This window comes from Parendozoicomonas sp. 209JJ7-1 (genome assembly GCF_058147085.1).
On the sequence record NZ_JBYVJU010000003.1, the window covers coordinates 25,558 to 39,980 of the forward strand.

The 14,423-nt window shown below is 50.7% G+C and carries 14 protein-coding genes; 10 read left to right on the forward strand and 4 right to left on the reverse strand.

Annotated elements, in window-relative coordinates; translation table 11 throughout:
* The first annotated feature begins 178 nt into the window (after positions 1 to 178).
* From ACY2RQ_RS03605 to ACY2RQ_RS03615, 3 genes are all read left to right on the forward strand, one after another.
* On the forward strand, positions 179 to 1,993 hold the full coding sequence (locus ACY2RQ_RS03605) for an acyl-CoA dehydrogenase C-terminal domain-containing protein (protein WP_490111595.1): 1,815 nt from the start codon (positions 179 to 181) through the stop codon (positions 1,991 to 1,993).
* Positions 1,994 to 2,026: 33 nt separating this feature from the next.
* Positions 2,027 to 2,485, forward strand: a complete 459-nt coding sequence (locus ACY2RQ_RS03610; protein ID WP_490111596.1) for a hypothetical protein — start codon at positions 2,027 to 2,029, stop codon at positions 2,483 to 2,485.
* Positions 2,486 to 3,125: 640 nt separating this feature from the next.
* The gene (locus tag ACY2RQ_RS03615) at positions 3,126 to 3,815 is read left to right on the forward strand and encodes a hypothetical protein (RefSeq protein ID WP_490111597.1); all 690 of its coding nucleotides are present in this window, start codon (positions 3,126 to 3,128) and stop codon (positions 3,813 to 3,815) included.
* A 563-nt stretch (positions 3,816 to 4,378) separates the two neighbouring features.
* Here the strand turns inward: ACY2RQ_RS03615 and ACY2RQ_RS03620 are convergent.
* The 4 genes from ACY2RQ_RS03620 to ACY2RQ_RS03635 form a co-directional block, all read right to left on the reverse strand.
* Entirely contained in the window at positions 4,379 to 5,002 is a 624-nt protein-coding gene (locus tag ACY2RQ_RS03620) for a DJ-1 family glyoxalase III (protein WP_490111598.1), read from the reverse strand.
* A gap of 37 nt (positions 5,003 to 5,039) precedes the next feature.
* Entirely contained in the window at positions 5,040 to 6,392 is a 1,353-nt protein-coding gene (gene glpT, locus ACY2RQ_RS03625; protein ID WP_490111599.1) for a glycerol-3-phosphate transporter, read from the reverse strand.
* 107 nt (positions 6,393 to 6,499) lie between these two features.
* The gene (gene glpT, locus ACY2RQ_RS03630) at positions 6,500 to 7,867 is read right to left on the reverse strand and encodes a glycerol-3-phosphate transporter (RefSeq protein WP_490111600.1); all 1,368 of its coding nucleotides are present in this window, start codon (positions 7,865 to 7,867) and stop codon (positions 6,500 to 6,502) included.
* A gap of 139 nt (positions 7,868 to 8,006) precedes the next feature.
* Positions 8,007 to 9,044 (reverse strand): NADP(H)-dependent aldo-keto reductase, encoded by a 1,038-nt coding sequence (locus tag ACY2RQ_RS03635; protein WP_490111601.1) that lies wholly within the window; start codon positions 9,042 to 9,044, stop codon positions 8,007 to 8,009.
* 335 nt (positions 9,045 to 9,379) lie between these two features.
* Here ACY2RQ_RS03635 and rplM point away from each other — a divergent pair, with 335 nt between their 5' ends.
* From rplM to ACY2RQ_RS03670, 7 genes are all read left to right on the forward strand, one after another.
* Positions 9,380 to 9,808: a 50S ribosomal protein L13 gene (gene rplM / locus ACY2RQ_RS03640; protein WP_490111602.1), complete on the forward strand. Its 429-nt coding sequence runs from the start codon at positions 9,380 to 9,382 to the stop codon at positions 9,806 to 9,808.
* A gap of 11 nt (positions 9,809 to 9,819) precedes the next feature.
* On the forward strand, positions 9,820 to 10,212 hold the full coding sequence (gene rpsI / locus ACY2RQ_RS03645) for a 30S ribosomal protein S9 (protein WP_490111603.1): 393 nt from the start codon (positions 9,820 to 9,822) through the stop codon (positions 10,210 to 10,212).
* Between the two features lie 291 nt (positions 10,213 to 10,503).
* Entirely contained in the window at positions 10,504 to 11,097 is a 594-nt protein-coding gene (gene petA, locus ACY2RQ_RS03650; RefSeq protein ID WP_490111604.1) for a ubiquinol-cytochrome c reductase iron-sulfur subunit, read from the forward strand.
* Positions 11,097 to 12,332, forward strand: coding sequence for a cytochrome b (locus ACY2RQ_RS03655; RefSeq protein WP_490111605.1), 1,236 nt, complete (start codon positions 11,097 to 11,099; stop codon positions 12,330 to 12,332). The genes petA and ACY2RQ_RS03655 overlap by 1 nt, the downstream gene beginning before the upstream one ends.
* Positions 12,332 to 13,102 carry a cytochrome c1 gene (locus ACY2RQ_RS03660; RefSeq protein WP_490111606.1) on the forward strand — a complete coding sequence of 257 codons (771 nt, stop codon included), beginning with the start codon at positions 12,332 to 12,334 and terminating at the stop codon, positions 13,100 to 13,102. Before ACY2RQ_RS03655 ends, ACY2RQ_RS03660 begins: the two co-directional genes overlap by 1 nt.
* 93 nt (positions 13,103 to 13,195) lie before the next feature.
* A complete protein-coding gene (locus ACY2RQ_RS03665; protein ID WP_490111607.1) occupies positions 13,196 to 13,822 on the forward strand; it encodes a glutathione S-transferase N-terminal domain-containing protein in 627 nt (208 codons plus the stop codon).
* Between the two features lie 112 nt (positions 13,823 to 13,934).
* On the forward strand, positions 13,935 to 14,414 hold the full coding sequence (locus ACY2RQ_RS03670; RefSeq protein ID WP_490111608.1) for a ClpXP protease specificity-enhancing factor: 480 nt from the start codon (positions 13,935 to 13,937) through the stop codon (positions 14,412 to 14,414).
* Positions 14,415 to 14,423 lie beyond the last annotated feature (9 nt).

Consider the following 14,423-nt stretch of genomic DNA (forward strand, 5'->3'; position numbering starts at 1 on the left):
CTGAATAAGCAGGCATACCTTCTGTGTGCCTGCTCTAGCCCAAATCCTCATCTCACTGGTCTGACAAGCCAATACAACTTGTTCAATCCTTGCTCACAATGCTCATTTTCCAGTTGTTGCTAATATACCCGGCATTCAAAAATTAACAGACCGGGAGATGGGTTGAGGAGAATTGTCTATGCCTGAGTACAAGGCCCCCCTGAGAGATATGAAATTTCTGATGGATGATGTACTGGACATGTCATCCCACTACCAGAGCCTGCCTCTTGAGGAAGAGGTGTCTTCTGATCTGGTTGACGCGATTCTGAATGAGGGAGCGAAGTTCGCCGAGAATGTACTCTCTCCCCTGAACCAAAGTGGCGACGAAGAAGGCTGCCGCTGGGAGAATACCGAGGTTTTTACGCCTAAAGGCTTTAAGGAAGCTTATCAGCAATATGTCGAGGGAGGCTGGCAATCCCTTGCCCACCCAGTGGAGTATGGTGGCCAGGGGCTGCCGATTTCCCTGGGAATGATGATGTCGGAAATGGTGGGAACGGCCAACTGGTCCTGGGGTATGTACCCCGGATTGACTCTTGGTGCGATGAATACGGTTTATCTCCACGGTACGGAAGAACAGAAGCAGACCTACCTGACCCGCATGACGACGGGAGAGTGGAGCGGCACCATGTGCCTGACTGAGCCCCAGTGCGGTACTGATCTGGGTCAGGTAAAAACCAAAGCTGAGCTTTTCGAAGATGGTGCCTACAGCATTACCGGTACCAAAATCTTTATCTCTGCCGGCGAGCATGACCTGACCGAAAATATTATTCATATTGTTCTTGCACGCCTCCCCGGTGCGCCCAGGGGGACCAGGGGCATTTCCCTGTTTATCGTGCCCAAGTTTAATGTGAACGAAGATGGTTCTCTGGGAGAACGCAATGGCGTGAGCTGTGGTTCGCTTGAGAAGAAAATGGGCATCAAGGCATCGGCCACCTGTGTTATGAACTTTGATGGTGCCAGGGGTTTCCTGATCGGCCCGGAAAACAAGGGGCTTGAGTGCATGTTCACCTTTATGAATACGGCCCGTATCGGTACCGGTATGCAGGGGCTGGCGGCAGCGGAGCTCTCTTATCAGGGGGCTTTGAACTATGCCCGTGAGCGTCTGTCCATGCGGTCTCTGTCTGGTACCAAGTATCCGGATAAAGTAGCTGATCCATTGATTGTCCACCCTGATGTACGGCGCATGCTGCTGACTCAGAAGGCTTTTGCGGAAGGTGGCCGGGCCATGCTCTACGACGCGGCCAAATTTGCGGACAAGATGATTACCGCAGCCTCGGATATTGACAGGGAAAAGTTAGACGATGAGCTAGGTATGTTCACGCCTATCCTTAAAGGATTCCTGACAGAGATGGGGCTGGAAGCTGCCAATATAGGTGTGCAGGTGTATGGCGGCCATGGTTATATTCGTGAACATGGTATGGAGCAGATTGTCCGGGATACCCGTATCTCCACACTTTATGAAGGTACAACCGGGATACAGTCACTGGATCTTCTCGGGCGTAAAGTATTGCTCTCCAAGGGCAAGGCCTTGAACCGGGTGGCGAAGCAAATTTACAGTGGCTGTAAAGATATTCTTGTCGAGAATGCTTCAAGCCGCCTGAAGCTGTTGCCTTACGTGACCAAAGTTATGGCGCTGACTGCCAAGTGGCAGTATTTGACTTACCGTATTGCTTTCCGGGCCGCCAAAAACCGGGATAGTGTAGGCGCGGCCTCTGTGGATTACCTGATGTTTGCCGGTTATGTATCTATGGCATATTACTGGCTGAAGATGATGGCTGTAGCTTATCGAAAACTGGATGAAGGTGTGTCCGATCCCGAGTTCTACCAGGCAAAAATCCAGACCGGTAAGTTTTATTTCGAACGTATTTTGCCCCGCACCAGAACCCACGCCAAAGGAATGATGGCCAGCCCCAAAGGCCTGACCAAAATGGCGGAGGAGCACTTTTCCTTCTGAGTGATTTCTGCCTTCCTTCAGCTAGTCTGTTTTATGACTGAAAGCGGAAAAATTGAAGGGAGGCAGAATATGTTGTTCAGAAATATCGGATTACTGTTTGTATGTGGGGTGGCATCTTTCGTTTCTGCAGAAGCCTACCGAGTGGCTAACCCGGAAAGCAAGGCTAATATCGCTCAGGTGGTTAATATTCAAGGTGCGGCGGAAGGTGCAAATTTCTTTTACGTGAAGTTAAATAAAAACTTGCAGCCGTCTTGTTCTGATGGATCCTGGGCGAAAGTTATGTTTGGGAGTAGAAACATCAACTTTCCACTATTGCATGATGCAATGAAGGAAGGTACTCCTGTTGCTTTTATTTTGTCCCAAGGGCAACCCTGTCAGAATATTGGGAACAGGGAGTATTACAACATCCTTGGTTTTGATGTTGGTAAATATCGTCCTAAATCGTTAGACAGCAGCACCCGGACGGAGGAGCGCTTGCAAAGAGAGAGGTAGCAGCAGCTTCGGGCTTTTCAATTGTTGCCTCTGTTGCAAACTGAAACATTCCTCCGTATGCCCCGGCCCCCGGGCCTTATTCTCCCCGCCAGGGCCGTTAGCAGACACCCCAGACAGATTTATGTGTATTGTCAGCGGTTCTGCCCCGCTGGTCTGGATTTGTCTGACAAAAGGCGGCGGTAATTCGAACGCCAAGGCTCTGTTCACATTAGACATTGGTGAGATAGTCTACACTTGCAACTTGTGTCACCTGTCGTCTGAGTTGGCCCCAGAATCATGCAAGCCGGTCATTTCGATAAGCTCATAGCAGCTCTGTTCTCACTATCTCCTGAACAGCTTTGCAAGCTCGCCTCCCCACCCTGAGGAAATATCTCTGCTGTGTCGCTCTCCGTAGTGCTCTGGCAATCCGGAAAAAAGACCAGCTTCCATCACACAGGGGCTTTTAAGTTCATGATTGTTTTTGGCGGATAACATGAAGTTGTCACTGCGTGTGGAAAGAAAGTGGATCCTGTTATGGGCAGGGCTACTGATATATGGTGAGGCTTGGGCACCCATTGTACATCTACAGGATTTTCTCGGTCTGCCGGTGCTTCATTCTACCCCAATACTTATCTCTGATTATGGTTATGGTAAACACATAATGACTTACAACCCTTCCCTGGGAGGCGGCAGGGAAGAAAATGTGGGTTACCTTGATGCCGCGGTTATTGATGAGGGGCGCTTTTTCACCGATGCTGCTTTGTTTGGCGGCAAACAACGTACTGATCTTATTGCATCAATGGTGAGGTCCAAAAGATGGCTGCAATCCACAGGTTCCCGGTCAGAAGGACAGTGGCTGGTAACGAAAGAACTGGAGTATAACAACAGGGTCATTGTGGTTGGTGGTTTCCGGATCATTGACGACAACCCCCATATTCTCTTTTCTGTGGGGAGTAACCTGTGTGCTTATGAGCCCTCTGAGTTGGGGCTAAAGCTGGGGAAAATATTCAGGCGCTATGGTATAGATATAAGAACCGTTGATCTTTTGATCCCCCATGGGGATAAGATAGCGGCCGATTTTCATGAAGGTCTGAGGGCTGCCCTGAAAGACAAGAGCAACTTCTTATTGAATGCCTATGACGTGGAAGAAATAAGATTTGGTTCCAAAATTAATGGTGAGGAGGTATTAGTTTTTCATCGTGGCAATCAAGACGTTGTGCTTGATTCACAGAAATTTTTCCAAAAGGGTGAAACAGAAGATATACCCAGAGAGTGGGTACACAGTTATTTGGCTGATGACACCCCTCGCCTATGGAAGTACGCCCCTTGGGAGGATGCCTGCACGCCTTGATTTTTTAATGAGTGACAACCTTTCATTCGATTCCTTTATCGAAAATGGATTATTGTGAGGTTCCAGCCCGACTGGAAATACAGAGTCAGGATTCTCTAAGTGCGGGACTCTATATCCGGGCTAGGGGCTGTTCATAAATAAAGGCAGGTTCCACCCAATTACTTATGTCTGTGCCTGACTCCGCTTTCTGGCTGGAGTTTTTCTCAGGGAAATATTGGTTTAACAGTTCTGGGGTGTCTTTCAGCAGGCTTCTGGCTTCTGGCTTCTGGCTTCTGGCTTCTGGCTTCTGCTTCTGTCAGTGGCTCTACCACTGTTTTTTCCAGTTTCATAGCATCAACATGGGCAATAAACAAGAACCAGTGACCGCATTCGTTCAGGGTGAGAACTCTGAGTTCGTGCTTGATAGAAGGAAGCAGGGGAAGGAAAGGGTGCTTTATATGGTCTTTGCGGATGGGGGTTGCGGTCTGGCACCATTTTTCCTGGGGCCGGCATCCTGCTGCCCTTTGGTTGGAGTATAGGTATATTCCGCAATCAGGGAGGTGTTATTACAAAGCCTGGTCAGTTCAGCAGGCAGAGCCAAGGTCGGGGAAAAGAGGAGAAGTAGAAGCCTGTGATGCCTGGTTCCACCAGTGGGCGAGGGTGTCTTTGGCCAGTTTTTTTGCCTCTGATTCACCACTCAATTGTCGTACAAGTTCGAGGGCAAAAGTTATGGCTGTGCCTGGCCCCTGGCTGGTAATGATCTTGTGGGTTTCATCTACTACAACAGGTTCGTTTGAGTGCATGCAGTTTTGCATTTTATCGGCAAAGGATGGATAGCATGTGGCCTGCACGCCAGACAGAAGATTGTGGTGATGGAGAACAACGGCAGGGGATGCGCAAATGGCAGCCAGCCAGCGCCTCTGTTGCTTTTGGGTTTTTAACAGGGAGGTAAGTTCCGGGCTATCCCGCAGGTTGGCGGCACCGGGCATACCGCCGGGCAGGGCAATCATATCCCAGTGTGTATCTGTGCAATGACTGATAAGGCAGTTGGCCTGAATCCTGATATTGTGGGAACCCTCAATCAGCGTGGTTGCGCTGCACGAGGCGGTGACAACGGACAGTCCGGCTCGCTGGAGAAAATCGGCCATGGTTACGGCTTCAAGCTCTTCGGTACCGTGAGCCAGAGGAATCAGAATCGACGGAATCATAATGTTTCCAGTCTGTTAGACAATAAGGGAGGTCAGCCTATACGGTTTTCTCTGAACACCAGGTAACCGCCATACAGGTAATGGCCAGTACGCATGAGCTGACCAGTAGTATAAAACCACCACCCCATCCCACGCGATCCACAATAAATCCCAAGAGTATATTGGCCATTAACGCACCTCCAAGATAGCCAAATAAACCGGTCAGGCCGGCGGCTGTTCCTGCAGCTTTTTTGGGGACCAGATCCAGGGCCTGAACGCCAATCAGCATCACCGGGCCATAGATAAGAAAGCCGATCGCTGTCAGGGCCAAATTATCAATCAGAGGGTTTCCTGCCGGATTCAGCCAGTACACTAGCACAGCGATCATAACCAGAACCATAAACAGGATATTGGCGGGGGTGCGACGACCGTTGAAAACTTTATCACTGAGCCAGCCACAGAACAGGGTGCCGGGAATAGCCGCGAACTCGTAGGCAAACCAGGCCCAGCCAGACTGCTGAATCTGGAATCCTTTGGTTTCTGCCAGAAATGCCGGTGCCCAGTCGAGAATGCCGTATCGCACCAGATACACAAAGGCATTGGCGAAAGCTATACACCAGAGTGTGCGGTTGGGGAGTACATGACGGAAAAGAATATCTTTCAGACTGAACTCTTGCTCGTGGCTGCTGCAGTATTGAGGCGGATAATCATTGCGATATTGTTCAATGGGAGGAAGGCCGCAGGACTGGGGTGTATCCCTAATTAAAAGCAGAGTGAGAAGGGACAGAGCCAAAGCAAGCAGTCCGGGAACATAAAATGCGCTCTGCCAGGTGCCGGTTATGGTTAAACCAAAAATCGCCAGAGGCCCGATAAGGCCCCCGCCAATATTGTGGGCCACATTCCAGGTGGCCATACGGGAACCCCGTTCAGAAGGGGAGAACCAGTGCACCATCACCCGACCGCTGGGTGGCCAGCCCATGCCCTGGAACCAACCGTTCAGGAACAGCAGGGAGAACATAATGGGAATGCTGGACAGTGCCCAGGGAACGGTTCCCATAAACACCATAAGCAGTGCGGTCATGGTCAAGCCAAGGGAGAGAAAGCGGCGGGCATCGCTGCGGTCCGACAGGGTGCCCATCAGGAATTTGCTCAGGCCGTAGGAAATGGCGACACCGGACATGGCAAAGCCAAGCTGGGTTTTTGAATAGCCCATATCAATCAGGTTGGGAATTACCAGGCTGAAGTTTTTACGTACCAGGTAGTAACCGGCATAGCCGATAAATATTCCCAGGAAAACCTGCAGCCTCAGGCGTTTGTAAGAAGGATCAATATCTTCCTCGGCCAGCGGTTGGCTGGGGGGTGGAGGAACCAGAAAGCCTGACTTTACGGACTGTGATGCGCTCTGGGTCATAAACGATTGCGCTCCTGAATGGTGGAGAGAAGTTAGACTTTGGTTCCACTTCTCTCCAGTGCTGTTCTGTAAACAGTTGTTATACCGGCAACTGTTTATTCAGACCGTCAGGATTGAATATCGTGTCCGTAAATATCTGATTTTTCCCGTTTTTCTTCGCGAATTGTAAGCCCTACCAACAGCACAGCCAGCAGGCAGGAGCCAATAAGGACAAGGAATCCTCCGCCCCAGTTAAAATGGTCAACAATCATGCCCATGGCGATATTGGCAAACATGGCTCCCCCAAGATAACCAAACAGGCCGGTTAGCCCGGTTGCGGTTCCCGCTGCTTTTTTGGGAGCCATATCCAGGGCCTGAACCCCGATCAGGACGACGGGGCCATAGATCAGAAAGCCCACAGCTATCAGGCAGACGATATCAATGGCGGGGTTTCCGGGAGGGTTCTGCCAGTACACGAAGATCGCTATGGCGACCAGAAGCATAAAGATCATGTTCACCGGAGCCCGGCGGCCATAAAACACCTTGTCGCTCAGCCAGCCGGTAATCAGGATGCCCGGTATGCCGGCAAATTCATAGGCAAAGTAGGCCCAACCGGTCTGGCTCATAGAGAAATTCTTAACCTCTTCCAGATAGGTGGGAGCCCAGTCCAGAACCCCGTAACGAACCAGATAAACAAAAATATTGGCGAAGGCCAGATACCAGAGAAGTTTGTTGTTAAACACATGCTCAAAGAAGATCTCTTTGGCGGAGAGTTCCCGTTCATGTTCATTGGAATAGGATTTATGAAACTCCCCTGTCCAGTTCTCAATGCTTGGCAATCCGCAGGACTGGGGGGTATCCCGTACCAGCAGCCAGGTGACGGCAGCAAAGACCAGGGCAATATAACCATGAAAATAAATTTTGCTGTGCCAGTCAGTGAATAAAACAACCGCGAGAATGGCCAGTGGGCCGACCAGTCCAGCACCAACATTATGGGCTGTATTCCAGATGGCCATTTTCATTCCCCGTTCACGAATAGTGAACCAGTGGGCCATCACACGCACACAGCTTGGGTAACCAATCCCTTGAAACCAGCCGCTCAGGCATAACAGGATAAACATATTGGTAATGCTGGCGGTGGCTATGGGTACAGAACCCATAAAAATAGTTATAAGGGCGCTGACACTTAGGCCCAGAACTACAAATTTGCGAGCATCGCTGCGATCGGAAACATTACCCATCAGGAATTTGCTGAGGCCGTAAGCCAGGGAAACGCCAGAAAGGGCAAAGCCAAGTTCTGTCTTGGTATAACCCAGAGCGACCAAATCGGGCATGGCCAGGGAGAAGTTTTTGCGGATCAGGTAATAACCGGCATATCCGATAAAAATGCCGATCATCATCTGCAGACGCATCCTTTTATAGGTGCTGTCGACACTCTGCTCGGGAAGCAGGGCAATATGGGCGGGGGGGTTGAGGAAATTACGTAACGTCGTCATTCAGCCCTCGCTTATGCTCGCTTTTGGTGCGGCAAGTCCAGACCATGATTTCGAAACTGGCAATGTCGGATTATACGGAGGTGGAAAGGTAGAGAAGGAGCCGTCTGTATCAGGGCAGACGGCTGAGGTTTGGGAAAACTCAGTTTTTATTTGTGGGATCGGGGAAGCGAGAGTGGATGTTTTCGATTTCTGTGAGAATTTCGTCAGAAAGCTTCAATTCCAGTGAGTCGATATTATCGGTCAGCTGCTCCAGGGTAGTGGCTCCGATAATATTGCTGGCCAGAAAACTACGGCTGTTTACATAGGCCAGCGCCATCTGGGCTGGGTCAAGGTCGTGATCCCGGGCCAGCTCAACATAAGAGCGGATAGCGTTCTGGGCCAGGGGGGAAGTGTAACGGACAAAGCGGGTGAATAGCGTCATACGGGCACCTTCCGGGCGGGCGCCATTAAGATATTTACCGCTCAAACTGCCCATGCCTAGAGGGGAATAGGCCAGCAGGCCAAGGTCTTCCCGGTGGGCGATCTCTGCCAGCCCCACTTCAAAGCTCCGGTTCAGTAGACTGTAGGGATTCTGGATAGAGACCGCCCGTGGCCATCCTTTCTCTTCCGCAAGCTGCATAAAGCGCATAGCACCCCAGGGGGTTTCATTGGAGAGACCGATATGGCGGATTTTGCCGGCTTTTATCTGGTCGTCCAGCACCTCCAGGGTTTCTTCTATGGGGGTGGCTGTTTCATTATCGTCGAAAACAAAGCCCCGCTGTCCGAAGTTGTTGGCATTGCGGTCAGGCCAATGCAGCTGGTAAAGGTCGATATAATCGGTCTTCAGACGTTTAAGGCTGCCATTAAGGGCTTTCTCTATATGTTGCCGGTTAAATCTTCGACCACCATCCATATAGGCATAGCCTGGGCCGCAGACTTTGGTGGCGATCACCATATCATCCCGCTGTCCACGCTGGGCGAGCCAGTTGCCGATAATAGTTTCAGTTTTTGTATAGGTTTCCTCTTTGGGAGGGACAGGGTACATCTCTGCGGTATCAAGAAAGTTCACGCCCCGCTCCAGGGCATAATCCATCTGGGCAAAAGCCTCCTGTTCGGAGTTCTGCTCTCCCCAGGTCATGGTTCCCAGGCAAATCAGGCTGACCCTGAGGTCGGAACGGCCAAGATTATGATATTTCATAGCGTGTATTTATTCCCGTGATGGATTCGCGGCTATTATGACGCTGATTCCCTGCCCGGATACAGTACGAACCGCAGTAAAGGAAAGGTACAGCACCTGCGCGCCAGAACACAGCAGAAACGCATAAGAGGTGTGTAATAAAGAGTACTTTGATCGTTGCGAAGGGCTTCCCAAATAATTCTGACTCGCTATAATATCGCGCTTCGTTTCCCGCGAATGAGTGCCCAATGTTTGCACGCCGAACCTGATAGGCCGTTTCAAAGCCTGGTTACGGGTCGACAGGGTAGGCGAATTGAAACCATCTCGCATGGCGAGCATTGAGGCGATAGGATCAGATGAAAACCTTTAGCGCTAAAGCAGAAACCGCACGGCGTGACTGGTACGTCGTAGATGCGGCTGGCAAGACTCTGGGGCGTCTAGCTACAGAAGTTGCTACCCGTCTGCGCGGAAAGCACAAACCAGAATACACTCCGCACGTGGATACCGGTGACTACATTGTTGTCATCAACGCTGAGAAAGTACGGGTAACCGGAAACAAGGCGTCTGACAAGATGTACTACCGTCACTCCGAATTCCCGGGCGGATTGAAGTCCATGAGTTTCGACAAGCTGATTGCCCACAAGCCTGAGCGAGTAATCGAACTGGCTGTTAAAGGCATGATGCCCCGTAATCCTCTGGGCCGCGCGATGCAGCGTAAACTGAAAGTTTATGCTGGTACTGAACATCCGCACGCTGCTCAGCAGCCTCAGCAACTGGATATTTAACGGGGATTAATATGTCTGTTACTCAGAACTACGGAACTGGTCGCCGGAAGAACTCTACCGCACGCGTATTCCTGCGCGCCGGTACCGGCAATATCAGTATTAATGGTCGTACTCTGCAGGAGTACTTCGGTCGCGAAACGTCCCGCATGGTCGTTATGCAGCCCCTGGAACTGGTTGAGATGGTCGAGAAGTTTGACCTCAAGATTACTGTAAAAGGTGGTGGTGCTTCCGGTCAGGCCGGTGCTATCCGTCACGGAATCACCCGTGCACTGATGGACTACGACGAAGCTCTGCGCAGCTCGCTGCGTAAGGCTGGCTACGTAACCCGTGATGCCCGTATGGTTGAGCGTAAGAAAGTTGGTCTGCACAAAGCGCGTAAGCGTCCGCAGTACTCCAAGCGCTGATACCTTTCGGTATTTCGGTCGAGAAAACGCCCTGCCTTTTGGCCGGGCGTTTTTTTATGTCGGCCATTTTTGTCCCAAACTGGTGCAAGATAAGAAAAATAGCACGGTTAAGAGATTTCCAGCCTAATCACGCATTAACATTCCTCCATAAAACCTATATTATCTCGGTCTGTGCGTAGGGTGATGGGGTAAATGCCTGTTGCTTGTTAAACAAAAAATCTAAATACCAAGCCCTCCGCCCGAAAACGGCAGGCATGCCGTACAAGCAATAACCCTTGGGGAGAAAGCCGAATGAGTCAAGACGGCGTAAATGTGGGTCGGCGCCGCTTCCTGATAGGAGCTACATCGGTTGTCGGTGCGGCGGGAGCAGTGGGCGTGGCGATACCGTTCGTACAGTCCTGGAATCCCAGTGCCAAGGCAAAAGCTGCTGGTGCACCTGTGGAAGTCAATGTCGCTAAAGTTGAGAAAGGCCAGCAGATCATCGCTGAATGGCGCGGGAAGCCGATTTTTGTCGTTCGTCGTACTGACGAAATGCTGGAGAATATCCGTAAGGATGACGGAAAGGTTCTGGATCCTGATTCCAATAATTCAGAGCAGCCTGAATATGCGAAAAATGAATACCGCTCCAGAAAACCGGACATTCTGGTTCTGATCGGTATCTGTACCCATTTGGGGTGCTCTCCGAAGTTTCTACCGGAAGTTGCTCCTATGGATTTTGCTCCGGACTGGTTGGGGGGATACCACTGTCCCTGTCATGGTTCCAAGTTCGATCTGGCTGGGCGTGTTTACAAGAATGTACCCGCACCCACCAATCTGGTAGTTCCTCCTTACTCCTTCAAGAGTGACAATGTGATTGTGGTCGGTGTTGACGAGGAGAATGCCTGATGGGATCCAAACTTTTGGCATGGGTCGATGAGCGGTTCCCGCTGACACCCCTCTGGGAAGAGCATCTCAGTAAATACTACGCGCCCAAGAACTTTAACTTCTGGTACTTCTTTGGTTCCCTGGCTCTGCTGGTTCTGGTTAACCAGATCCTGACTGGTATCTGGCTCACCATGAGTTATGTGCCCAGTGCGGAAGCGGCCTTTGCTTCTGTTGAATACATCATGCGTGATGTGGAATATGGCTGGCTGATTCGCTACATGCATTCGACGGGCGCTTCAGCTTTCTTTGTCGTTGTGTATCTGCACATGTTCCGGGGGCTGATTTATGGTTCTTACCGGAAGCCCCGTGAGCTGATCTGGATTTTTGGTATGGCCATTTACCTTGCGCTGATGGCGGAAGGCTTTATGGGTTACCTGCTTCCATGGGGGCAGATGTCTTACTGGGGTGCACAGGTAATCATTTCCCTGTTTGGCGCGATTCCGGTGATTGGCCCCGATATCCAACAATGGGTACGTGGTGACTTCCTGATCTCCGGTATTACCCTGAACCGCTTCTTTGCCTTGCATGTGATTGCGTTGCCGATCGTTATTCTCGGTCTGGTGGTTATGCATATCATCGCTCTCCATGAGGTTGGTTCCAATAACCCTGATGGCGTTGAGATCAAGAAGAACAAGGATGAGAATGGCATTCCTCTCGATGGTATTCCTTTTCATCCCTATTACACGGTTAAAGATCTTGTAGCAGTGGTGGTGTTCCTGTTCGTATTCTGTGCTGTGATTTTCTTCTTCCCGGAAATGAACGGATATTTTCTTGAGCATGCCAACTTTGAGCCTGCCAATGGTTTGAAGACGCCGGAACATATTGCTCCAGTCTGGTACTTCGGGGCGTTCTATTCGATTCTTCGTGCGATCACGTTCAGTATCGGGCCGATTGATGCCAAGCTGTTGGGTGTTATCTTCATGGGGGCGGCCATCGCAATCCTGTTTGTATTGCCCTGGCTTGATCGCAGTCCTGTGAAGTCCTGGCGTTACAAGGGGCCGATTTTCCGCACACTGATTCTTTTGTTTGCGTTCGACTTTATCCTTCTGATCTGGCTGGGAACCAAGCCGGCAACGGAGATCTATACCCTGATGGCTCAGCTGGGCACGGTGTTCTATTTCGCCTTCTTCCTGTTGATGCCGTTCTACTCCGTCATGGAAAAAACCAAGCCTGTACCGGAGAGGGTGACCAAATAATGAAAACAATACGGTTAATTAAAAATACTGTTGCGGCCGTTATGCTGGCCGCACTTTCTGCGGGGGTTCTGGCTGCTGGCAGTGGGTATCCGTTGGATAAGATGGAGCCGAATATAGAGGATAAGGCATCCCTCCAGCGTGGTGCACAAACTTTTGTAAACTACTGTTTTGGTTGTCATGCTACAGGCTATCAACGCTATGAGCGGGTGGCTGACGATCTGGGTATTCCCCATGATCTGATGAAGGAAAACCTGATGCCCTCCGGTGGCAAGATTGGTGACCTGATGGTGATCGGTATGGACCCGAAAGAGTCCAAGGAGTGGTTTGGTACCACGCCTCCCGACCTGACTCTTGTGGCCCGGGTTCGTGGTACCGACTGGCTGTACACCTATCTGAGAACTTTCTACCTTGATCCCAAGCGTCCCTGGGGCGTGAACAACAAGGTGTTCCCGGATGTGGGTATGCCTCACGTATTGCTGGAGTTGCAGGGTGCTCAGGTGGATACCTGTGCTGGAGAAGGTTTCTCCCAGCGTGACACACTGACCGGAGAAAGGCTGTGTGGTCTGGAGCCTGATCCTTCTATTAAAGGCAGTATGACACCGGAACAGTATGACCAGTCCATGTATGACCTGGTGAACTTCCTGGCTTACAGTGGTGAACCCATGAAGCTGGAGCGTCAGCGGACTGGTACTTTTGTACTGATGTTCCTGGTGGTTTTCTTCATTGTGGCCTACATGCTGAAACGGGAATACTGGAAGGACGTTCACTAACTCCTATAATCTGGTAGAATTTGCTATCGGCGCGTAATCACAGGTTGATTGCGCGCGTTTTTGTTTCACTTCACCTCAGGCGGAGGTAAATAGATGGGCGTAGTCGCCAAGCGATCCTCAATGACTTTCTACTCCGATCCGGCGGATCATTACTGCCATCGGGTTCGTATTGTGCTGGCGGAGAAGGGGGTTGCTGTCGATATTCAGGATGTAAATCCAGACGCCCTGCCTCAGGAACTTGCGGATATTAATCCTTATAACACGGTACCGACACTGGTTGATCGTGAGCTGGTTCTGTATGAGTCCGGCGTTATGATGGAATATCTGGATGAGCGTTTTCCTCATCCCCCTCTGTTGCCGGTTTATCCGGTGACTAGGGCGCAGAGTCGTTTGATGATGCATCGTATTCAAAAGGACTGGTGCCAGCTGGCGGATACTATCCTGAGTTCTACCAGCAAGGATGCGACTGCCAGAGCGCGTAAAGAACTGAGGGAAGGGCTAACGGGCATTTCTCCGATTTTCGCTGAAAAGCCATTCTTTATGAGCGATGAATTCACTCTCGTGGATTGCTGTGTGGCTCCGATTCTCTGGCGTCTGCCGGCGTTGGGTGTTGAGCTGCCCCGCCAGGCCAAGGATATTCTGACTTATGCAGACAAACTGTTTGAGCGGGATTCTTTCCGTGAAAGCCTGTCTGAGATAGAGAAAGAAATGAGAGTCTGATTCAGCTTAATGAATTACAATGAAAGGAGTGCCTGGCACTCCTTTTTTTTATGGAGCTTCTCTTTTTAATAGCGCTTCTTTTCTAATATAACCGTTTATCTGGAGTTGGTGGATGAGTATGACAAGCAGTCGCCCTTACATCATTCGGGCACTGTATGACTGGATTGTTGAGAACGAATGCACACCCTATTTGCTGGTTGACGCTCTCTGGCCCGGCGTGGCTGTTCCTCCTGGATTTGCTGAAGATGAACAGGTTGTGCTTAATGTGTCGCCTATGGCTGTGCGGGAACTGCAGCTGGAGAATGATGCTGTATCATTTATGGCGCGTTTCAGTGGGCGTTCCTGTGATGTTTATGTGCCAGTGGCTGCGGTCATGGCGATTTATGCCCGGGAAAATGGCCAGGGTATGGTGTTCGAGATGGAGCCCCGTCCCGGTGAGGATGAGCTTGATCTGGAAGAGGGTGAATCTGCTCCTGTTATCGCGCCGGTTGAAGTTGCAAAAACCGATGCTGATGTTTCCCGGCAGGATGGTGGCAATGATGATAAGCCCACTCCACCGAAAGGCCGCCCGTCACTTAAAGTCGTAAAATAAAGTTTTAAC